The organism is Streptomyces sp. NRRL F-6492 (genome assembly GCF_001280125.1).
Lineage (GTDB): Bacteria > Actinomycetota > Actinomycetes > Streptomycetales > Streptomycetaceae > Streptomyces.
Genome location: NZ_LGEG01000211.1, coordinates 1 through 20,630 on the forward strand (window position 1 = coordinate 1; position 20,630 = coordinate 20,630).

The following is a 20,630-nucleotide window of genomic DNA, read 5'->3' on the forward strand; positions in this document are numbered from 1 at the left end:
CCCGTACGGGGCCCAGGGGGGCGGGGGCGGGTTCCCGGGTGTGCTCGGGCGGCACGGCGGCGGTGGAGGCCGGGTCCGGTGGGGCGGTCGCCGGGTGGGGGGTCGGGTGGTCCCGTACGGGAGGTCGGGGCGCCCCGTCCCGTACCGGGTGCGGTCCTTCGTCCCGTACGGCCTCGGGGGCGTCCCGTACGGGAGTGCCGTACGCGCCCGTCTTCCGGTGGGCGCGGACCGCGCGCCAGCGGACCACGGTGCCCAGGGCGAAGACCGCGAGGACCGCGAGGACCATCGCCTCGCCGATCAGGAGGCCCCAGAAGAGGCCGTACCCCGACAGCTGGTCCGGCGGGGTGGCCGGCCAGGCCGCCGGGAGGTCGGTCGGGGCCGTCGCCAGGGAGCGCAGGGCCGACGGCGTACCCGTGAGGGCGACGCCGTCCGGCCAGGCTCCGCGGGCGAACAGGCCCGCGAGGCCGGTCGCCGTCCACACCAGGGCCGTGAGACAGAGGAGGAGGGCGAACAGGCCGAGCAGCAGCCCGTCCGAGACCCCTCCCCCTCCCTTCCGTGCCGTGTCCATCTGCCCCACCTGTCCTGCCTGCCTGCCTGCCTGTCCTGTCCCGCCTACGCCACCGTCGACTGCGAGGAGCCGTTCAGCTGCTGCTCGACGAGGATCGCCCGCTGCTCCGTCTCCCACTCCAGCTCCGGGTCGGTGACCGAGGCCTCGGTCATGGCGCGGTCGGTGTAGACGAGCGGGCGTTCCTTCTCGGTGATGAGGTGCTTGACCACCTGCACGTTGCCGTTGACGTCCCAGACCGCGATGCCGGGGGTGAGGGTCGGGATGATCTCGACCGCCCAGCGGGGCAGGCCGAGGACCCGGCCGGTGTTGCGCGCCTCGTCGGCCTTCTGGGCGTAGATGGTCCTGGTCGAGGCCATCTTGAGGATCGCCGCGGCCTCCTTGGCCGCCGCTCCGTCGACGACGTCGGAGAGGTGGTGGACGACGGCGACGAAGGACAGGCCGAGGCGTCGGCCGAACTTCAGCAGGCGCTGGAACAGCTGGGCCACGAACGGGCTGTTGATGATGTGCCAGGCCTCCTCGACCAGGAAGATGCGCTTCTTCCGGTCGGGGCGGATCCAGGTGTGCTCCAGCCAGACGCCGACGATCGCCATGAGGATCGGCATGGCGATGGAGTTGCGGTCGATGTGGGAGAGGTCGAAGACGATCAGGGGCGCGTCGAGGTCGATGCCGACGGTCGTCGGGCCGTCGAACATGCCGCGCAGGTCGCCGTCGACCAGGCGGTCCAGGACGAGGGCGACGTCCAGGCCCCAGGCCCGTACGTCCTCTATGGCGACGTTCATCGCCTCGGCGGACTCGGCCTTGGGGTGGCGCAGTTGCTCGACGATGTCGGTGAGGATCGGCTGGCGGTCGGTGACGTGGTGGGTCACGTACGCGTGGGCGACCTTGAGGGCGAAGCCGGAGCGCTCGTCGAGGCCGTGGCCCATCGCCACCTCGATGATGGTGCGGAGCAGCGCGAGCTGGCCCGTGGTGGTGATCGACGGGTCGAGCGGGTTGAGGCGGATCCCGGCGTCGTTGGCGACCATCGGGTCCAGGCGGATGGGGGTTATCCCCAGCTCCTGGGCGATGAGGTTCCACTCGCCGACGCCGTCCTCGCCCTGGGCGTCGAGGACGACGACCTGCCGGTCGCGGAAGCGGAGCTGGCGGAGCACGTACGTCTTCTCCAGGGCCGACTTGCCGTTGCCGGACTCGCCGAGGACCAGCCAGTGGGGGGCGGGGAGCTGCTGCCCGTACAGCTGGAAGGGGTCGTAGATGTAGCCCTTGCCGCTGTAGACCTCGCGGCCGATGATGACGCCGGAGTCGCCGAGGCCGGGGGCCGCGGTCGGCAGGTAGACGGCCTGGGCCTGTCCGGTGGAGGTGCGGACGGGCAGGCGGGTCGTCTCCACCTTCCCGAAGAGGAAGGAGGTGAAGGCGTCGGTGAGGACGGACAGCGGATCTCGCATGGGTCTGTGCCCCTTCGGCCCTAGCGGCGGATGCCGGTCGCGAACGGCAAGGTGTTCACAAAGGCCCGGTGGTGCTCGCGGTCGCACCACTCCAGCTTGAGGTACGACTTGCCGGCGGAGGCCCTGATCGTGCGCTTGTCCCGGGCGAGGGCCTCGGGGGAACGCGACGACACCGTGATGTACCCGACGAGGTTCACCCCGGCAGCGCCGCTGGCGAGATCTTCACCCCGCTGGTCGAGCCGGCCGTGGGCGGCGATGTCGCGCGGGTCGACCGTGCGGTTCATCTTGGCGGCGCGGCTGGCGTCGGCCTCGTCGTTGGTCTTCTCGGTGAGCATGCGCTCGATGGCGACCTCGGTGGGCTCCAGGTCCATGGTGACGGCGACCGTGCGGATGACGTCGGGGGTGTGGACGAGGAGGGGGGCGAGGAAGTTGACGCCGACGGGGGTCATCGGCCACTCCTTGACCCAGGCGGTGGCGTGGCACCAGGGGGCGCGGGTGGAGGACTCGCGGGTCTTGGCCTGGAGGTACGTCGGTTCCATCGCGTCGAGCTCGGCGGGCCAGGCGTTGCGCTTGGTCATGGCCTGGATGTGGTCGATGGGGTGGTCCGGGTCGTACATGGAGTGGACGAGGGACGCGAGCCGGGACTGGCCGAGGGGCTGGCGGACGCGGATGTCGGCCTCGGCGAGGCGGGCGCAGATGTCGGTGAGCTCGCGGGCCATGACGACGGCGAGGCCGGCGTCGCGGTCGAGGCGGCGGGCGCCGGAGGCGTGGCGGGCGGCGCGGGCCATGGCGTTGGCCTCGGCGGCGAGTTCGCGGGTGTAGTGCATGCAGGCGACGAGGTAGGCGCGGTGCTGCTCGCTGGAGGTGGAGACCATGGACTGGAGCTGGTCGTAGGACTCCATGAGCCATACGGGCGCGTGCGGGTCGCCGCGCTGGCCGACGTCCTTGGCGTGGGCGTCGGGGTCGGCGGGGAGGGTGCGGGCCAGCATCTGGAGGCGGGTGACGAAGCCGTCGCCGTTGGCGACGTGCTTGAGGAGGGTGCCGAAGCGGTCGACGAGGGCTTCCTGGTCCTCGCTGTCGCGCAGGCCGACGCCGGGGCCCTCGATCTCGATGGCGGCGGTGACGGTGCGGCGGTCGGCGTGGAGCAGGACGGCGATCTCGTCGGGGCCGAAGGGGGCGGCGAGCCAGCCGACGCGGCCGATGCCGGGGGGCGGGCCGACCTCGACCTCGCGGCCGTCGAGGCGGGTGCCGGCCTCGGTGGCGACGGAGCGGTAGGCGGTGCCGCGCTTGAGCATGCGCTTGTAGCTGCGGTTGATCTCGAACCACTTGTAGAACGTGCGGCCCTTGTACGGGAGGTACACGGCGGCGATCGCGAGCATGGGCAGGCCCGCGAGGAGGGCGATCCGCAGGGGGAGGAGGGGGACGAGGAGTCCGCTCATCATGCCGAGGAAGGCGCCGACGATGATCAGGGCGATCTCGCCGGTCTCGCGGTTCTTGCCGACGATCGCGTTCGGCCGGGCGCGGCCGACGAGATACGTGCGGCGGGGCGCGACCGGCTGGGACTGGGTCGTCAACGCCCTGCACCTCCAGAGTTCTTGCGGTTGCTGTGCGGGGTTCCGGCGGTGGGGCTGCTGCTGCGGGGGGCGGGCGGGGGCGTCGCGCCGCCGCCGGCGCCGCCGCGGCCGCTGTGGGCGGCCATGCCGCCGGAGAGCTGGTTGGCGGGGCGGGGGGCCGCGGAGGCCTGACCGCCGCCGCCGTCGCCGCGGGAGCTGTGGGTCTTGATGCCCTGGGAGACGAGGGAGGCGGGGGAGGAGATGACGGCGGCCGCGGTGTTCTCGCCCGCGCGGTGGAGGCGGTTGTTGCGGGAGGCGGCGATCTCGTCGCCGAAGCCGGGGACGAAGCGGTAGATCATCGCGGAGGCGAAGATGGCGAGCAGGATGATCGCGAGGCCGGAGACGACGGCGGAGAAGGAGTCCGGGCCGGTGCCGGAGGAGAGGGCGCCGGCGAGGCCGAGGACGATGACGATGACCGGCTTGACCATGATGATCGCGATCATGATGCCGGCCCAGCGGCGGACGTGGCCCCACATGTTCTTGTCGACGAGGCCGGAGTAGACGACGACGCCGAGGAGGGCGCCGACGTACAGCATGACGGCGCGGAGGAACAGCTCCAGGTAGAGGACGCCGGCGGCGATCACGGTCACCAGGGACACGATGATCAGCATGATGGGGCCGCCGCCGATGCTGTCGCCCTTCTGGAGGGCCTCCTTGAAGCTGCCGAAGAAGACGTCGGTCTGCTGTCCGGTGCCGGAGGCGATGACCTCGGTGACGGCGTCGGTGGCGTTGACGACGGTGTAGAGGATCAGGGGGGTGAAGGCGGAGGCGAGGACCGTCAGCCAGAGGAAGCCGATGGCTTCGGAGAGGGCGGTGGTGAGGGGGACGCCGCGGATGGCGCGCTTGGCGACGGCGAGGAGCCAGAGGAGGAGGGTGAGGACGGTGGAGGCGGCGAAGACGACTGCGTAGCGGCCGAGGAACTCCATGTTGGTGAAGTCCACGTCGGCGGTCTCTTTGACGGCCTTGGAGAGGTAGTCGACGGTGGTTACGGCGGCGTCGGCGAAGCCGCGGGAGAGGGAGGCCAGGGGGTCCAGGGCGGAGCCGGGATCGGTCACTGACGGTGTGGAACCACCGCCTCCGCCCCCGCTGTCGCCTCCGCCCTCGCAGTAGTCCCGTGCGGAGTCGCGGAGGAGTTCGCAGGGGTTGGCGCTCGCGCTCGGGGAGGGCGTGGGCGTGGCCGGCGGTGTGGGGTCCGCGAAGGCCCGGCCGGCGAACAGCACGGCGGCCGTCTGGACCGCGCCGAACGCGGTGATGATTCCGGCGCTGCGGGCGAGGGGCCTACCGGGCATAAGTGAAGCCTCCGAACTGACCGACGGCGTCCGCCATGTCCTGGGCGCCGGAGGCCCGCTGGTCGCGGGCGACGGGCACGGGTCCGTCCTTCTGCGTGGTCGTGGTGACCTTCCAGTCGCCGTCGGCCCACCGCAGTTCGAACGTGTCGGTGTACCAGGCCTCGGAGACGGGGTTCTCGGAGGCCTCGCCCGCGAGGCCGAACAGGGTCGAGTACCAGACCGACACCGTCGCCCGGTCGGTGCCGTAGCTCTCCACCTTGGAGCCCACGGGGATGACCCGGGAGATGAACGTCATGCCCTGCGGGGCCGTGCCGTCGGTCCGCAGGCCGATGCGGGTCAGGAGTTCTTTGGAGCCGTAGGCCTTGTCGAGGTCGGCCCTGCGGGCGGCCGCGGCGTCCGGGGTGTAGACCGTGGTGACGATCTCGTCGCGTCCGGCGGTGGTGAACATCGCGGCGGACCCCAGCGCCACCGCGTAGTTCGTCGCCGCGCTCTGGGCCCCCTGTTCGTCCCGGGCGTAGCCCGTGGGGATCGGGCCGTTCCTGCTCGTGACCGGGGGGACGCCCGTCGCCGTCGTGGGGGCCGTCTTGCCCGGGGTGCCGGCGCGGGGGGCGGACGGGTCCGCCGGGTCGCCGCCGCCGCGGTTGGCGAGGGCGATGGCGCCGACGAGGAGGACCACCACGCCCACGACCGTGACGAGGGAGCGGGAGCCGCGGGCGGGGCGGCGGCCGGCGCCGTACACGTCGCCGCTGTTGCCCTCGGGCAGGCGGGTCCGGGTCTGGCCCGAGCCGCCCACGCCGCCGAAGCTGTCGTGCTCGTCGCCGGGACTCATGCCGGGTACGCCCCCTCACTCGTTCGCGGGTACGGCAGTGCTTCAACAGGACTGGGCATCAGGTAGGGCAATCTCGGAGTGGTCGGGTCCGACGGGACGTCAGACGGCCATCCCGTACACGATGGTGAAGAGCGTCCCCAGCGAGCCGATGATGAAGACGCCGGTCAGGCCGGCCACGATCAGCCCCTTGCCCTGTTCCGCGCTGAACGTGTCGCGGAGGGCGGTCGCGCCGATGCGCTGCTTGGCCGCGCCCCAGATGGCGATGCCCAGGCAGAGCAGGATGGCCACGGCCATCACGACCTCGATCATCACCTTGGCCTCGTTGCCCAGGCTCCCGAAGGGCCCCCAGTTCGGGGCGATTCCACCGATAATGGTGGTGATGTCGCCCTTTTCGGCCGCCAGGTACATGTAACTCACCGCCCCTGTATGGGTTGTTGGCCGCCCCTCCCGGACGGCACGGGTCATCGCCCTATCTTCGCTGATGAAACCGCTCGCGTGTGACTGCTTGACGGCTCTCTTTACCCGATCCCCGCACACTTGACCGGTCTGACCGTCTTGACCTGCGGTGGTGTGGCCGGTTTCCGCGTGAAGAAGCGTATGGTCACTCTGTGTATCACGGAGGGTGACTCCGGGCAATGATCGTCGTTGTTCCACTCTTGGGGCGGCGCGCGGACGGCGCCCGGGCGGTCCGCGGGCGGCCCCCCCTGGGGACGGTCCGTGTGACGAGGTCGTCGCGCACCGTCCCCAGGGGGGCCCGCGCCGCCTAGACTGACTCCCGGGCGTACTGCCATGGGCCGAGGGGTGGTTGACGGTGCGTAGGGCGGGCAAGGCGTGGCTGGTGGCCGGCGGGGCCTTCGGGGTCTGTCTCGCCTTCGTGGCCATGCTCGTCGTCGGCACGTACTCTGCCGCCTCGGGTCTCGCCGCCGGCGCCGGCAGCGGCAAGAACGGCACCGTGGCGCTCGCCAAGGGCGCCGTCCCGGCCCTCTACCAGGGGCTCGTGCAGCGCTGGGGGAACCTCTGCCCCGCCATCAACCCGGCCCTGCTCGCCGCGCAGCTCTACCAGGAGAGCGGCTGGAACCCGCGGGCTGTCTCCCCGGCCGACGCCCGGGGCATCGCCCAGTTCATCCCCGGCACCTGGGCCGGTCACGGCATCGACGGGGACGGGGACGGGGACCGGGACATCTGGGACCCGAAGGACGCGATCCCGTCGGCCGCCTCGTACGACTGCGAACTCGCCAAGTACGTCCGGAACGTGCCCGGCGATCCGGCGAGCAACATGCTGGCCGCGTACAACGCGGGCGCGTACCGGGTGATCCGGCACAGGGGGGTGCCGCCCATCAGCGAGACCCAGAACTACGTCCGCATCATCAAGTCCCTGGAGAAGAGCTTCGCCCGGCCCCTCGGCCGCGTCGACCCGTCCCGGCAGGCCGCGGGGGCGATCCACTACGCGCAGCGGAAGCTCGGCACCCCCTACCTCTGGGGCGGTACGGGCACGGCCGCGCAGAACGGCCGGTTCGACTGCTCCGGGCTCACCCAGGCCGCGTACGACAGCGTCGGCGTCCGGCTGCCGCGCGTCGCCAACGACCAGTACAACGCCGGTCCGCACCCCTCGCGCGAGGAGCTGCTCCCCGGGGACCTGGTCTTCTTCTCGGACGACCTGACCGACTCGCGGGCCATCCGGCACGTCGGCGTCTACGTCGGCGGCGGCTACATGATCAACGCGCCGCGGACCGGGGCGGTGATCCGCTTCGACCGGATCGACACCCCGGACTACTTCGGCGCCACCCGGGTCACCCCGGAGGGAGCCGCCGCCCTGCCCACGCACCCGCCGCAGGCCTAGGGGGTGTTCGGGGCGTACGGGACATGGCCGGAACTCTCCGTCATGCACAGGCCCTGAGCTGCGGCGGGCCGTCACTCTTCGATAACGTCGGCATGATCCACCGGAGAGAGCGGAACGCACGCCTCAGGCGGTTCGTTCCCTGATCCGACCGCTCTGACCACGGGGGTTGGAAACACAGACACGAGAGCAAGGGGCCGCAGCAGATGGCTGTACTCGCATCGGACGGTTCGAACCCCGATGTCAGCCTGCTCTACGACATCAACGGGCTGGCCAGGTCGGCCCCGCCGTGGTTCGACCGCGGCATGGCGTACGTGGGCGAGTACGGGATCGTCCTCGCGATCGTCCTCACCGTGCTCGGGTGCTGGTGGACCGTCCGCCGGCGCGGCACCCCCGCCGACTCCGTCTCGGCCGTCGCCGGGCTCGTCTGGGCCCCGCTGGCCGCCGGGGCCGCCCTCCTGGTGAACATCCCCATCCGGGGCTTCGTCGAGCGCCCCCGCCCCTTCGTGGACCACCGGGGCCTGGAGGTCCTCGTCGGGGGGAAGACCGACTTCTCCTTCGTCAGCGACCACGCCACCCTGGCGATGGCCCTCGGCGTCGGCGTCTTCGTCGCCCACCGGGGCTTCGGCCTCGCCGCGATCGGCCTCGCCCTCGCCGAGGGCTTCGCGCGGGTCTACATGGGCGTCCACTACCCGACCGACGTCATCGGCGGCCTCGCCCTCGGCACGGCGGTGGCGCTGCTCCTCGCCCCGCTCGCGCTCGCCCTGCTGACCCCGGTCGTCTCCGCCGTCGCCCGCTCGGGCCGCGGCGCGCGCCTCGTCCGCTCCCGGCGGGCCGGGGGGACGCGGCGCCCGGAGACGGTCGACATCCACGGGTCCCGCGTCGGCGGCCCGTCCGCCGGGACCGGCAGCAAGGACCGCAAGGACCTGGCCGCCTGACGGCGGGTGAGGAAGAAGGACCCCAGGGTCCGAAGAGGCCCCAGGGTCCGAAGAGGCCTCAGGGCCTCTCCGGGCCCCAGGGCCTCTCCGACCCCTAGGGCCTCTCCGGGCCTCAGGGCCTCTCCGGGCCCCAAGGCCTCTCCGACCCCTAGGGCCTCTCCGGTTCCGTCGCCGTACGGGAGTGGTCCGCCGCGTCCGTGCGGGCCCGGTCCCTCGATCTGCGGGCCGGTCCCGACCAGCCGCAGCTGCAGCGGGCCAGCGCGAACGAGCCGCGCTCCGTCGTGGTGGTCGTGTGGGGGGAAGCCTGCGCGTACACGCGACCACCGTACTGCGCGTGACGGCTCGCCCGGGCCGTCGTTATGCGGAACGGACGTCCCCGGGCCGGGGGCGAGGCGGTCCCGGGCGGACAGCGGCGAGGCGTGGGGGGTTGGCAGGCGATGGTGGCGCAGGAGTACGGACGTCCGCACGGCCGGGGGAGCGGGGCGTTGGCCGTCACCGTCGTCCTGGTCGGCTCCCTCGTCGGGTCCGCCGCCTCCGGGTGCGCCGCGCCCCCGGACCCCAAGCCCGCGGCCGATCCCGCGCTCGCCGTGCGGGGCGCCGCCGACGCGCTGACCCGGGCCGGCACCGCCAAGGCCAGCACCGCCATGGAGATGGCCTCGGGCGGGACCCGGATCACCATCCGGGGCGAGGGCGGCTACGACTTCCGGCGCCGGACCGGCCACCTCCAGGTGGTGCTGCCCAAGGACCCGGCCGGCACCAGCGGCCACCGGCCGATCACCGAACTCCTCACTCCCGGCGCCCTCTACATGAAGAACCGGGGGGCGGGGGTGCCCGCCGACAAGTGGGTCCGCGTCGACACCACCGCCCTCGACGACGGGAACCTCGTCACGGGCGGCGCCACCGACCCGGCCGCCGCGGCCGAACTGCTGCGGGGCGTCCGGGAGGTCGCGTACCTCGGCGAGATCGACCTCGCGGGGGTGCGGGTCGGGCACTACCGGGGGGTCGCCGACATCGCGCACGCGGCCCGGCTGGCGTCGCCGCAGCTGCGCGGGCCGCTCGCCGCGGCGGCGAAAGGGTTCTCCGACGACGCGGTGCCGTTCGACGCGTACCTGGACGGGGAGGGGCGGCTGCGGAAGGTCCGCCACCGGTTCAGCTTCAGCAACCAGGGCCGCACGGTCGCCGTCGCGTCGACCACGCTGCTGTACGGCTTCGGGGTCCCCGTCCGGGTCGCGCTGCCGGACCGCCGGGACCTCTACGACGGGAAGGTCGAGACCTGACCCGCCCCGCCTCCCCGACCTCGGGCGACGGTGGCACGGGCCATCGGCAAATGGTCCGGACGTGTCATGCGCGGTGCGTGGCCCCGTCCCTACGCTGGGAGACCGCTGGGAGACCGACGCCGGCAGGAAGAGGTGGATGCGCGTGGCCCCGCCCGGTACCGCGACCGTGCCCGCAGACCAGGAGCGCGTCGCCCTCGCAGAGATAGAGCTGTGCGGCGAGCTCATCATCGCCGCCTCCGCCGCCGACGGGGAGCGGCTCAGCGCCGACCGGATAGACGAGGTGCTGAGGGTGGCGGCCGAGCGGGCCGTGCGCGGCCGCTGAGCGTGCGGGGCCCGGGGCCCGTGTGCGCGATCAGGTGCGCATCATGCGGGCGATGGCCTTCGTGGCCTCCTCGACCTTGGCGTCGATGCCGTCGCCGCCCCTGGCCGCCGCGTCCGCGACGCAGTGCCGCAGGTGCTCCTCCAGGAGCTGGAGCGCGAAGGACTGGAGCGCCTTCGTGGAGGCGGAGACCTGCGTGAGTATGTCGATGCAGTAGACGTCCTCGTCGACCATCCGCTGGAGGCCCCTGATCTGGCCCTCGATCCTGCGGAGGCGCTTGAGGTGCTCGTCCTTCTGCTTGTGGTAGCCGTGCACGCCGTGCTCGTGGCCGGCCGCCGCGGCGGTCTCGACGTCCTCGACGGGCTCGGGGGTGACCTGGTCCGTCTCGGTGGTCGTCATCGCGTCCTCCCGTTGTCCAGAAAGGGGGTGTATACCCCTCGTGGGTATATGGTACCGATCCCCGCCGAACCGGGCGGGGGCCCGTGCAGATCACTGTGCCTGATGGGCGACACTGAGAGGACGCCGGTTAGCCGTGGCCGGATGATGCGCCTAGCATCAGCCTGACCCAACCCAGCACCCCGAGGACCTCACGTGCGATTTCGTCTGACCCCCAGGGAGACGAGCTTCTACGACATGTTCGCCGCGTCCGCGGACAACATCGTCACGGGCTCGAAGCTCCTGATGGAACTGCTCGGAGCGGAGCCTTCCGCCCGGGCCGAGATCGCGGAGCGGATGCGGGCAGCGGAACACGCCGGTGACGACGCCACCCACGCGATCTTCCACCAGCTGAACTCCTCCTTCATCACGCCGTTCGACCGCGAGGACATCTACAACCTCGCGTCGTCCCTCGACGACATCATGGACTTCATGGAGGAGGCCGTCGACCTGGTCGTCCTCTACAACGTCGAGGAGCTCCCCAAGGGCGTCGAGCAGCAGATCGAGGTCCTGGCCCGGGCGGCCGAGCTGACCGCCGAGGCCATGCCGAACCTGCGGACGATGTCCAACCTCACCGAGTACTGGATCGAGGTCAACCGGCTGGAGAACCAGGCCGACCAGATCCACCGCAAGCTGCTCGCGACGCTCTTCAACGGCAAGTACGACGCCATCGAGGTGCTGAAGCTCAAGCAGATCGTCGACGTGCTGGAAGAGGCGGCCGACGCGTTCGAGCACGTGGCCAACACGGTGGAGACCATCGCGGTCAAGGAGTCCTGAGGCTTCGTGGACACCTTCGCTCTGATCGTGACCATCGGTGTCGCGCTCGGTTTCACTTACACGAACGGATTCCACGACTCCGCCAACGCCATCGCCACCTCGGTGTCGACCCGGGCGCTGACGCCCCGGGCGGCCCTGGCGATGGCGGCGGTGATGAACCTCGCGGGCGCCTTCATGGGCCAGGGGGTCGCCAAGACCGTCAGTGAGGGGCTCATCGAGACCCCCACCGGCGACAAGGGGATGGGCATCCTCTTCGCCGCGCTCGTGGGCGCGATCATCTGGAACCTGGTCACCTGGTACTTCGGCCTGCCGTCCTCCTCCTCGCACGCCCTGTTCGGCGGCATGGTGGGCGCGGCGCTCGCCGGCGGTACGGAGGTCATCTGGGGCGGCGTTCTCGACAAGGTCGTCATCCCGATGTTCATCTCGCCGGTGGTCGGCCTCGTGGCCGGTTACCTGGTGATGTGCGCGATCATGTGGATCTTCCGCAAGGCCAACCCGCACAAGGCGAAGCGCGGCTTCCGCATCGCGCAGACGGTGTCGGCGGCCGGCATGGCCCTCGGCCACGGCCTCCAGGACGCCCAGAAGACGATGGGCATCGTGGTGATGGCCCTGGTCATCGCCGACGTGCAGGAGGCGGGCGACGACATCCCGGTGTGGGTGAAGATCGCCTGTGCGGTGATGCTGTCGCTCGGTACGTACGCGGGCGGCTGGCGCATCATGCGGACCCTCGGCCGCAAGATCATCGAGCTGGACCCGCCGCAGGGCTTCGCGGCGGAGACCACGGGCGCGTCGATCATGTTCGGCTCGGCGTTCCTGTTCCACGCGCCGATCTCGACCACGCACGTCATCACCTCCGCGATCATGGGCGTGGGCGCGACGAAGCGCGTCAACGCGGTCCGGTGGGGCGTCGCCAAGAACATCATCCTGGGGTGGTTCATCACCATGCCGGCGGCGGCGCTGGTCGCCGCCACGAGCTTCTACGTGGTGCGGCTCTTCTTCGGCTGACGCCGATCGATGGCTTGAAATGGTCGGGCCCGGCTCCCCTGTGGGGGAGCCGGGCCCGTCGTCTTACGGTGGCACCGCCATGCAGCACCGTAGGACGAGTCTTTACCCGAAGCGGCCGGAGATGTAGTCCTCGGTCGCCTGGACGCTCGGGTTGGAGAAGATGCGCTCCGTGTCGTCCAGCTCGATCAGCTTGCCGGGCTGGCCGACGGCCGCCAGGTTGAAGAAGGCGGTGCGGTCGGAGACGCGGGCGGCCTGCTGCATGTTGTGCGTCACGATGACGATCGTGAAGCGCTCCTTCAGCTCGCCGATCAGGTCCTCGATGGCGAGGGTGGAGATCGGGTCGAGGGCCGAGCAGGGCTCGTCCATCAGCAGGACGTCGGGCTCGACCGCGATGGCGCGGGCGATGCACAGGCGCTGCTGCTGGCCGCCGGAGAGGCCGGAGCCCGGCTTGTTGAGGCGGTCCTTGACCTCGTTCCAGAGGTTCGCGCCCTTGAGGGACTTCTCGACGACGTCGCTGAGCTGGGCCTTCTTGTAGCTGCCGTTGAGCCGCAGGCCCGCCGCCACGTTGTCGAAGATCGACATGGTGGGGAAGGGGTTCGGGCGCTGGAAGACCATGCCGACCGTGCGGCGCACGGCGACCGGGTCGACGTTCGTGCCGTACAGGTTCTCGTCGTCCAGCATCACCTTGCCCTCGACGCGGCCGCCGGGGGTGACCTCGTGCATGCGGTTCAGGGTGCGCAGGAAGGTGGACTTGCCGCAGCCGGACGGGCCGATGAAGGCCGTCACGGAGCGGGGCTCGACGGTCATCGAGATGTCGTCGATCGCCTTGTGGGCGCCGTAGTAGGCGGAGAGGCCGCTGACGTCGATTCGCTTGGCCATGGGGATCACTTCCAATTGCCGCGGTCAGCGGCCGGTCTTCGGGGCCTTCCAGCGGGCGATGCCGCGGGCCACCAGGTTGAGGATCATGACGAAGGCGATCAGGACGAGCGCGGCGGCCCAGGCGCGGGCCACGGCGGAGTCGGTGCCGACCGCGTACTGCTCGTACACGTAGAGCGGCAGGGAGGACTGGGCGCCTTCGAAGGGGTTCGGGTTGATGAGCTTCGTACCGAACACGAGGAGCAGGACGGGGGCCGTCTCGCCGGTGATGCGGGCGACCGCGAGCATGACGCCCGTGGTGATGCCGCCGATCGCGGTGGGCAGGACCACCTTCAGGATGGTGCGCCACTTGGGGATGCCGAGGGCGAGGGAGGCCTCGCGGAGCTCGTTGGGGACGAGCTTGAGCATCTCCTCGGTGGAGCGGACCACGACCGGCATCATCAGGATGGCGAGGGCCATCGCGCCGGCGAAACCGGAGGGGCCGAAGTCGAAGATCTGGTTCCAGGTGGCGAGGACGAAGAGGCCGGCGACGATCGACGGGATGCCGGTCATGACGTCGACGAAGAAGGTGACGGCCTGGGCGAGCCTCCCGCCGCCGTACTCGACGAGGTAGACCGCGGTCAGCAGGCCGATCGGGGCGGCGATCAGGGTCGCGATGCCGACCTGCTCGATGGTGCCGAGCAGCGCGTGGTAGACGCCGCCGCCGGCCTCGGCGTCGAGGACGCCGTTCATCGAGTGGGTCAGGAAGTAGCCGTCGAGGACGGCCGCGCCCTTGCTGATCGTGACCCAGGCGAGGGAGACCAGCGGGACGACGGCGAGGACGAAGCAGACCCAGACGAGGCTGGTGGCGACGCGGTCCTTGGCCTGGCGGCTGCCCTCGACCTTGCTGGTCAGGGCGTACGTGACGAGGACGAAGAGCAGGGCCGAGACCAGGCCCCACTGGATCTTGCTGTGCCAGCCGGCGGCGAGGCCGGTGCCGACGCCCGCGAGGACCGAGCCGACGGCGACGGCCGCCGGGGTCCAGCGGGGGAGGCGGGCGTGGGAGAGGGACCCGCGGCGCGGGGCCACCGAGAGCGGACGGTCCTGAATGGCGTGGCTCATGCCGCTGCCCCCGAGTACTCCTTGCGGCGGCCGATGATCCAGCGGGCCGCGCCGTTGACGAGCAGGGTGATGGCGAAGAGGACGAGACCGGACGCGATGAGGGCGTCCCGGCCGAACTCGTTGGCCTCGTTGAACTTGGCGGCGATGTTCTGGGCGAAGGTGCCGCCGCCCGGGTCGAGCAGGTGGCCCGAGATGAGGAAGCTGGGGGAGAGGACCACGGCGACGGCCATGGTCTCGCCGAGCGCGCGGCCGAGGCCCAGCATGGAGGCGGAGATGATGCCGGAGCGGCCGAAGGGCAGCACCGACATGCGGATGACCTCCCAGCGCGTGGCGCCGAGGGCGAGGGCGGCCTCCTCGTGCATCTTCGGGACCTGGAGGAAGACCTCGCGGGTCACGTTGGTGATGATCGGGAGGATCATGATCGCCAGGAGGATGCCCACGGTGAAGAGGTTGCGGGCGACGCCGTCCTGCGACTTGTCGAAGACGTACGTCCAGCCGAGGTACTGGTCGAGCCACTCGTTGAGGCCGGCCAGGTACGGGACGAGGAAGATCGCGCCCCAGAGGCCGTAGATGATGCTGGGCACGGCGGCGAGCAGGTCGACGACGTACGCGAGGGGCTTGGCGAGCCGGCGCGGGGCGTAGTGCGAGATGAACAGCGCGATGCCGATCGCGACCGGTACGGCGATGACCATCGCGACGACCGACGAGACGACGGTGCCGAAGGCGAGGACGGCGATGCCGAAGACCGGCGGGTCGCCGGCCGGGTTCCACTCGAAGGTGGTGAAGAAGTTGGTGCTGTCCTTCGAGATGGCGAGGACGGCGCGGTAGCTGAGGAAGACCGCGATCGCGGCCATGATGACGAGGAGGGTGATGCCGGAGCCTCGGGAGAGCCCGCTGAAGACGCGGTCCCCGGGGCGGGAGGCGCTCTTGGCGCTCCGGCTCCTCTTGAGCTCTGGTGTGGTGGTGGCCATCTGCTTCTCCGGTCTGCGGGGCCGGTACGGGGTGTACGGGCTCCTGGCGGCGGTGCACCGGATGCCGGGCCGGCCCCTCCACGGGAGGCGGGGGGCCGGCCCGGCCGGGGGGTCAGGACAGGGTGGGGACGATCGTGCGGACCTTGGCGGCGATCTCGGCCGGGAGCGGGGCGTAGCCGGCGTCGGTGAGGACCTTCTGGCCCTCCTCACTCACGGTGTAGTTGAGGAAGGCCTTCAGGGTCGGCAGGGTCTCCGCCTTGTTGCCCTTGTCGCAGGCGATCTCGTACGTGACGAGGACGATCGGGTAGGCGCCCTCGGCCTTGGTGGCGTAGTCGAGGGAGAGGGCCAGGTCGCTGCCGGTGCCCTTGACCTTGGCGGCGGCGATGGCCTTGGAGGCGTTCTCCGAGGTGGCGGTGACCGGGGCGGCGGCGCCGGTGTTGATGCTGACCGTGGAGATCTTGTTCGCGGTGGCGTACGAGAGCTCGAAGTAGCCGATGGAGCCCTCGGCGTCCTTGACCGCGGTGGCGACGCCGGAGGAGCCGTTGGCGGCCTGGCCGCCCTGGGCGGGCCACGACTTCGACTTCGGGTCGTGCTTCCAGTCGGCCGCGGCGGCGGTCGAGAGGTACTTGCCCAGGTTCTGGGTGGTGCCCGACTCGTCGGAGCGGTGGAAGGCCTGGATGGTGGAGTCGGGGAGCTTGGCGCCCGGGTTCAGCTTGGCGATCGCCGGGTCGTTCCACTTGGTGATCTTGTTGTCGAAGATCTTGGCGATGGCGGAGGCGTCCAGGACCAGGTTGTCCACGCCCTCCAGCTTGTAGCCGATGGCGATGGGGCCGCCGACCATGGGCAGGTTGACGCCCTTGCCGGTCTTGCAGATCTTCTGGGACTCGGCGACCTCTTCGTCCTTCAGGGCGGAGTCGGAGCCCGCGAAGGCGACCTGGCCCTGGTTGAACTTGGTGATGCCGCCGCCGGAACCGATGGCCTGGTAGTTGATCTCGACGCCGGAGCAGGCGGCCTGGAAGTTCTTCACCCACAGGTCCATCGCGTTCTTCTGCGCGCTGGAGCCGGCGGCGAGAAGCTGACCCTTGGCGCCCTCGCAGGCGATGTTCGAAGCGGCGGCCGAGGTGCTGGCGCCGTCCTTCTTGTCCGGGGTCGCCGTGTTGTTGTCCGAGCCACACGCCGAGAGGACCAGGGCGCCGGAGACGACGAGGGCACCGATCGCGGAGGCGCGAAGCCCGTTCTTGCGCGAAAGCTTCACTTTCGGGTGTTCCTTCCAGAAGCCGCCTTGTCGCGGACCGAGTGTCCTGAACGTTCTACGGCGGCGTGTGTCGGTTTGGCGGGTGCTTCGCTGTGCTCCGAGCACCTCGTAAGGCCGAAATTAGGCAGAACAGGTGAAGCGGTCGACGGGGGAGGGTGAACGGGAAGTGAACCGTGCCGGAAGCCCGGGTGCGGGCCCCTCGGGGTGGGGGCGGTCGGGGGTGGGGGGTGCCGTGCGTGGCGGGGTGAGGGTTTTTCCGGCCTTCGGCCGGGGGCGTCTCAGTGGCGGGTCGTCTTCAGCGCCGTGTCCAGGAGTTCGCGGTCCCTCGCCCGGGTGAGGCGGGGGCGGGCCTCGGCCGGGGGGAGCCAGAGGAGGGCGTCGACCTCCCGGGACGGGGTGAAGGAGCCGCCGAGGGCGCGGGCCGACCAGTAGGCGACCTCCTTGGGGCGGCCCGCCACCGCGTAGTGGACCGTGGGCAGGCGGGGGCCGAGCGCGCAGTGGCGGCCCGTCTCCTCCAGGACCTCGCGCCGTGCGCACTCCTCCGCCGTCTCGCCGCGCTTCAGCTTCCCCTTCGGGTGCGACCAGTCGCCGTACTTGGGCCGGTGGACCAGCGCGATCTCGATCCCCCGCCCCGAGGGCGACGGGCGCCACAGGACGCAGCCCGCCGCCAGGATCGGGTCCCGGGCGGTGGTCATGGGACCGGGGCCGTCGTTCTGCGCCAGGCGCGCTGGAAGGCGAAGCGGGCGGCCTCGACCTCGTGGCGCTGGTCGGCGTGGAGGACGCCGAGGGCGTAGGCCGTCGCCGGGGCGATCCGGGGGGTGCGGGCGGCCGCGGCGGCCGCCGACGCGGCCTCGGCGGCGTCGCGGTGCCGGTCCAGGGCGCGGGCCGCCTCGTACAGGACGGGGTCCGGCTCGCCCCCGGTGTACAGGGCCTCGGTGGCGTACCGGTGCAGCCGCAGCAGGAGCCGGGTCTGGTGCCAGGGCGCGTCCTGGGTCTCGCCGGCGAGGGCGTCGGCGTTGTACGGGTGGGCCGCCCGGGTCAGCGGGAGGGCGGCGACCGCGTCCAGGAGGCGTCTTTCGGCCACCCCGGCGGAGGCGTCCAGGACCTCGGCGGCGGGCGCGGCGGAGGCGGGCCCGAGCGGCACCTCGGAGGCGAGGAGGGCGACGGCGTCCGCGACCGCGTGGAAGCGGGCGGAGCCGAGCGCCTGGAGGGCCGCCGAGTGGGCGCGCGTACGGGCCAGGGTCAGCTGGCGCTCCAGGAGGGCGCCGGCCCGGGCCGCGCCGACCGAGAGCCCGGCGGACTCGCTGCCGCGGGCGGCGGGGACGGGCCCGCCGCCGCTCGACAGGCGGGACAGCGCGTCCACCAGGCGGACCAGGCGCGAGGTGCAGGCCTGCTCCACGGCCAGGGTGCCCGAGAGCCAGGCCAGCTCGGTGCGCAGCTCGTCGGCCCAGGCGCCGTCGAGCAGCGGCCGGAAGGTGTGGAGGGTGGCGCCGATCCGGCGGGCGGCGGCCCGCAGGGTGCGGGCCGCCTCCTCCGCGCCGGCCGTGTCGGAGCCGCTCTCGCCGTGCAGGCGCAGGCCGCGGAGGAAGTCCGCGGCCCGGGCGTGCAGGTAGGGGGCCAGGGCCTCGCCCGCCGTGACGTCCTGCGACTGGTCAGGGTTGTGCACGCCTGCGCCTCCGCGCGTCGATGAGCATCTCCTGGACGTGCCGCAGGGGCCGTCCCTCGGGGTCGGTCGCGTGCCGCGTCCAGTTCCCGTCCGGGCCGAGGTGCCAGGAGGTGGTGGTGTCGGACATCCCGGTCTCCAGGAGCCGGGTGAGGGCCGCCCGGTGCCCCGGGTCGGAGACCCGTACGAGGGCCTCGATCCGGCGGTCCAGGTTGCGGTGCATCATGTCGGCGCTGCCGAACCACACCTCGGGCTCGCCGCCGTTGCAGAAGGCGAAGATCCGGGAGTGCTCCAGGAAGCGGCCGAGGACGGAGCGGACCCGGATGTTCTCGGAGAGGCCGGCGACCCCGGGCCGTACGGCGCAGATGCCGCGGACCCAGATGTCGACGGGGACTCCGGCCCGCGAGGCCTGGTAGCAGGCGTCGATGACGGCCTCGTCGACCATCGAGTTGACCTTGATCCGCACGTACGCGGGCCGGCCGGCGCGGTGGTGGGCGATCTCCTTGGTGATCCGGGAGACCAGGCCGTCCCGCAGCGACTTCGGGGCGGTCAGCAGGCGCCGGTAGGTCTCGCGCCGGGAGTAGCCGGAGAGCCGGTTGAACAGGTCGGAGAGGTCCGCGCCGACCTGCGGGTCGGCGGTGAGCAGGCCGAGGTCCTCGTAGAGCCGGGCCGTCTTGGGGTGGTAGTTGCCGGTGCCGACGTGCGAGTACCGGCGCAGCAGCTCGCCCTCCTGCCGTACGACGAGCGACAGCTTGCAGTGGGTCTTGAGGCCGACGAGGCCGTAGACGACGTGGCAGCCGGCCTCCTCCAGCTTGCGCGCCCACTTGATGTTGGCCTGTTCGTCGAAGCGGGCCTTGATCTCGACCAGGACGAGGACCTGCTTGCCGGACTCGGCGGCGTCGATGAGGGCGTCCACTATCGGGGAGTCGCCGGAGGTCCGGTACAGCGTCTGCTTGATCGCCAGGACGTCCGGGTCGGCCGCCGCCTGCTCCAGGAAGGCCTGGACGGAGGTGGAGAACGAGTCGTACGGGTGGTGCAGGAGCACGTCCCGCTCGCGCAGCGCGGCGAAGACGTCCGGCGCGGACGCGGACTCGACCTCGGCGAGGTCCCGGTGGGTGCCGGCGACGAACGTCGGGTACTTCAGCTCGGGCCGGTCCTGGCCGGAGATCCCGAAGAGGCCGGTCAGGTCGAGCGGGCCGGGCAGCGGGTAGACCTCGGCGTCGGAGACCTTCAGCTCGCGCACCAGCAGGTCGAGGACGTACGGGTCGATGGACTCCTCGACCTCCAGGCGGACCGGCGGGCCGAAGCGGCGCCGCATGAGCTCCTTCTCCAGGGCCTGGAGCAGGTTCTCGGCGTCGTCCTCCTCGACCTCCAGGTCCTCGTTCCTGGTCACCCGGAACATGTGGTGCGCCAGCACCTCCATGCCGGGGAACAGCTCCTCCAGGTGCGCGGCGATGACGTCCTCCAGGGGGACGTACCGCTGCGGGGAGGCCTCCAGGAAGCGGGAGAGCAGCGGGGGCACCTTCACGCGCGCGAAGTGGCGGTGGCCGCTGACCGGATTGCGCACGACCACGGCGAGGTTGAGCGAGAGCCCCGAGATGTACGGGAAGGGGTGGGCCGGGTCGACGGCGAGCGGGGTGAGGACGGGGAAGACCTGCTGGCGGAAGAGGGTGAAGAGGCGGGCCTGCTCCTTCTCCGTGAGCTCGGGCCAGCGGATCAGGTGGATGCCCTCGTCGGCCAGGGCCGGGGCCACGTCCTGCTGGTAGCAGGCGGCGTGCCGGGCCATGAGCTCGCGCGAGCGGGTCCAGATCAGGTCGAGGACCTCGCGGGGCTGGAGGCCGGAGGCGGAGCGGGTGGCGACGCCGGTGGCGATGCGGCGCTTGAGGCCGGCGACCCGGACCATGAAGAACTCGTCCAGGTTCGAGGCGAAGATCGCGAGGAAGTTCGCCCGTTCGAGGAGGGGGGTCGTGGGGTCCTCGGCGAGTTCGAGGACGCGCTCGTTGAACGCGAGCCAGCTGCGCTCCCGGTCGAGGAACCGTCCCTGCGGCAGCTCGTCGCCGAGCGCGCCGTCGCTCTCGTACGTGTCCGGATCGGTGTCCAGACCGGAGTCGAGGTCGGTGGCCGCCCGGGTTCGGTGCGCGGCTATGGAACCGAGGGGGGAGGAGGGCGGCGTGGCGGACGACGGCGTGGCGGAGGACTGGACCGGGACCTCGGCGGGCTGCTGGCTCATGACCCCATTCTTCCGCGCGAGGGGCTGCTCGGGCGCGTCGGAGCGGGCCGTGGGGGAGGGAAGCCTCCCTTTGGGAAGGCCGGACACGGAGCGCTTCATTGCGTGAGCGTCGCAAGCGCTTCTGAATGGCCGGTAACGACGACATGTCGTACGGGAATCGGGGGCGGGGCCGTGTGCGGGCCCCGCCCCCGATTCTTCTCCCGTTTCT

General features: G+C 71.6%; 20 protein-coding genes and 1 pseudogene. 6 read left to right on the forward strand and 15 right to left on the reverse strand.

The genetic code is table 11. The features are described from left to right. The 6 genes and pseudogenes from ADL08_RS15975 to ADL08_RS16000 form a co-directional block, all read right to left on the reverse strand. A pseudogene (locus ADL08_RS15975) lies at window positions 1-568 on the reverse strand (type VI secretion protein); the annotation flags it as partial. Between the two features lie 44 nt (window positions 569-612). After that, window positions 613-2,007 (reverse strand): ATP-binding protein, encoded by a 1,395-nt coding sequence (locus tag ADL08_RS15980; RefSeq protein WP_053643382.1) that lies wholly within the window; start codon window positions 2,005-2,007, stop codon window positions 613-615. A gap of 20 nt (window positions 2,008-2,027) precedes the next feature. Beyond that, a complete protein-coding gene (locus ADL08_RS15985; RefSeq protein WP_053643384.1) occupies window positions 2,028-3,581 on the reverse strand; it encodes an SCO6880 family protein in 1,554 nt (517 codons plus the stop codon). After that, window positions 3,578-4,909 (reverse strand): hypothetical protein, encoded by a 1,332-nt coding sequence (locus tag ADL08_RS15990; protein WP_053643387.1) that lies wholly within the window; start codon window positions 4,907-4,909, stop codon window positions 3,578-3,580. The genes ADL08_RS15985 and ADL08_RS15990 overlap by 4 nt, the downstream gene beginning before the upstream one ends. Beyond that, window positions 4,899-5,738 carry a hypothetical protein gene (locus tag ADL08_RS15995; protein ID WP_053643389.1) on the reverse strand — a complete coding sequence of 280 codons (840 nt, stop codon included), beginning with the start codon at window positions 5,736-5,738 and terminating at the stop codon, window positions 4,899-4,901. Before ADL08_RS15995 ends, ADL08_RS15990 begins: the two co-directional genes overlap by 11 nt. Window positions 5,739-5,837: 99 nt before the next feature. Beyond that, complete coding sequence (locus ADL08_RS16000; RefSeq protein ID WP_024757447.1) at window positions 5,838-6,146, reverse strand: hypothetical protein; 309 nt, start codon at window positions 6,144-6,146, stop codon at window positions 5,838-5,840. A gap of 397 nt (window positions 6,147-6,543) precedes the next feature. Here ADL08_RS16000 and ADL08_RS16005 point away from each other — a divergent pair, with 397 nt between their 5' ends. Together ADL08_RS16005 and ADL08_RS16010 are read left to right on the forward strand one after the other, a co-directional pair. Beyond that, window positions 6,544-7,578 carry an NlpC/P60 family protein gene (locus ADL08_RS16005; protein WP_078967959.1) on the forward strand — a complete coding sequence of 345 codons (1,035 nt, stop codon included), beginning with the start codon at window positions 6,544-6,546 and terminating at the stop codon, window positions 7,576-7,578. Between the two features lie 203 nt (window positions 7,579-7,781). Further along, the gene (locus tag ADL08_RS16010; RefSeq protein WP_053643391.1) at window positions 7,782-8,513 is read left to right on the forward strand and encodes a phosphatase PAP2 family protein; all 732 of its coding nucleotides are present in this window, start codon (window positions 7,782-7,784) and stop codon (window positions 8,511-8,513) included. Window positions 8,514-8,661: 148 nt separating this feature from the next. Here ADL08_RS16010 and ADL08_RS37635 read toward each other — a convergent pair whose 3' ends face one another. After that, on the reverse strand, window positions 8,662-8,829 hold the full coding sequence (locus ADL08_RS37635; RefSeq protein WP_199837020.1) for a hypothetical protein: 168 nt from the start codon (window positions 8,827-8,829) through the stop codon (window positions 8,662-8,664). A gap of 121 nt (window positions 8,830-8,950) precedes the next feature. On the opposite strand from ADL08_RS37635, the gene ADL08_RS16015 reads away from it, so the two are divergent. Together ADL08_RS16015 and ADL08_RS16020 are read left to right on the forward strand one after the other, a co-directional pair. Next, the gene (locus ADL08_RS16015; protein ID WP_053643393.1) at window positions 8,951-9,790 is read left to right on the forward strand and encodes a hypothetical protein; all 840 of its coding nucleotides are present in this window, start codon (window positions 8,951-8,953) and stop codon (window positions 9,788-9,790) included. A gap of 136 nt (window positions 9,791-9,926) precedes the next feature. Further along, a complete protein-coding gene (locus tag ADL08_RS16020) occupies window positions 9,927-10,112 on the forward strand; it encodes a hypothetical protein (protein ID WP_183953212.1) in 186 nt (61 codons plus the stop codon). Between the two features lie 30 nt (window positions 10,113-10,142). On the opposite strand, the gene ADL08_RS16025 is transcribed toward ADL08_RS16020, so the two are convergent. Then, window positions 10,143-10,508, reverse strand: a complete 366-nt coding sequence (locus ADL08_RS16025) for a metal-sensitive transcriptional regulator (protein WP_053643395.1) — start codon at window positions 10,506-10,508, stop codon at window positions 10,143-10,145. A 192-nt stretch (window positions 10,509-10,700) separates the two neighbouring features. On the opposite strand from ADL08_RS16025, the gene ADL08_RS16030 reads away from it, so the two are divergent. Both ADL08_RS16030 and ADL08_RS16035 read left to right on the forward strand, forming a co-directional pair. Continuing rightward, complete coding sequence (locus ADL08_RS16030; protein WP_053643397.1) at window positions 10,701-11,321, forward strand: DUF47 domain-containing protein; 621 nt, start codon at window positions 10,701-10,703, stop codon at window positions 11,319-11,321. Between the two features lie 6 nt (window positions 11,322-11,327). Beyond that, window positions 11,328-12,326 (forward strand): inorganic phosphate transporter, encoded by a 999-nt coding sequence (locus ADL08_RS16035; protein ID WP_053643399.1) that lies wholly within the window; start codon window positions 11,328-11,330, stop codon window positions 12,324-12,326. A 102-nt stretch (window positions 12,327-12,428) separates the two neighbouring features. Here ADL08_RS16035 and pstB read toward each other — a convergent pair whose 3' ends face one another. The 7 genes from pstB to ADL08_RS16070 all read right to left on the reverse strand — a co-directional run bounded on the left by pstB (window position 12,429) and on the right by ADL08_RS16070 (window position 20,422). Continuing rightward, window positions 12,429-13,205 carry a phosphate ABC transporter ATP-binding protein PstB gene (pstB, locus tag ADL08_RS16040; protein WP_053643402.1) on the reverse strand — a complete coding sequence of 259 codons (777 nt, stop codon included), beginning with the start codon at window positions 13,203-13,205 and terminating at the stop codon, window positions 12,429-12,431. A 24-nt stretch (window positions 13,206-13,229) separates the two neighbouring features. Further along, window positions 13,230-14,303 (reverse strand): phosphate ABC transporter permease PstA, encoded by a 1,074-nt coding sequence (gene pstA / locus ADL08_RS16045; RefSeq protein ID WP_053643404.1) that lies wholly within the window; start codon window positions 14,301-14,303, stop codon window positions 13,230-13,232. After that, window positions 14,300-15,274, reverse strand: coding sequence for a phosphate ABC transporter permease subunit PstC (gene pstC / locus ADL08_RS16050; RefSeq protein ID WP_053643406.1), 975 nt, complete (start codon window positions 15,272-15,274; stop codon window positions 14,300-14,302). The genes pstA and pstC overlap by 4 nt, the downstream gene beginning before the upstream one ends. A gap of 112 nt (window positions 15,275-15,386) precedes the next feature. Then, the gene (gene pstS, locus ADL08_RS16055; protein ID WP_053643408.1) at window positions 15,387-16,529 is read right to left on the reverse strand and encodes a phosphate ABC transporter substrate-binding protein PstS; all 1,143 of its coding nucleotides are present in this window, start codon (window positions 16,527-16,529) and stop codon (window positions 15,387-15,389) included. Window positions 16,530-16,807: 278 nt separating this feature from the next. Beyond that, the gene (locus tag ADL08_RS16060) at window positions 16,808-17,224 is read right to left on the reverse strand and encodes an NUDIX hydrolase (protein ID WP_053643410.1); all 417 of its coding nucleotides are present in this window, start codon (window positions 17,222-17,224) and stop codon (window positions 16,808-16,810) included. Beyond that, the gene (locus ADL08_RS16065; protein WP_053643411.1) at window positions 17,221-18,195 is read right to left on the reverse strand and encodes a CHAD domain-containing protein; all 975 of its coding nucleotides are present in this window, start codon (window positions 18,193-18,195) and stop codon (window positions 17,221-17,223) included. Before ADL08_RS16065 ends, ADL08_RS16060 begins: the two co-directional genes overlap by 4 nt. Next, entirely contained in the window at window positions 18,182-20,422 is a 2,241-nt protein-coding gene (locus tag ADL08_RS16070) for an RNA degradosome polyphosphate kinase (protein ID WP_053643414.1), read from the reverse strand. Before ADL08_RS16070 ends, ADL08_RS16065 begins: the two co-directional genes overlap by 14 nt. Window positions 20,423-20,630 lie beyond the last annotated feature (208 nt).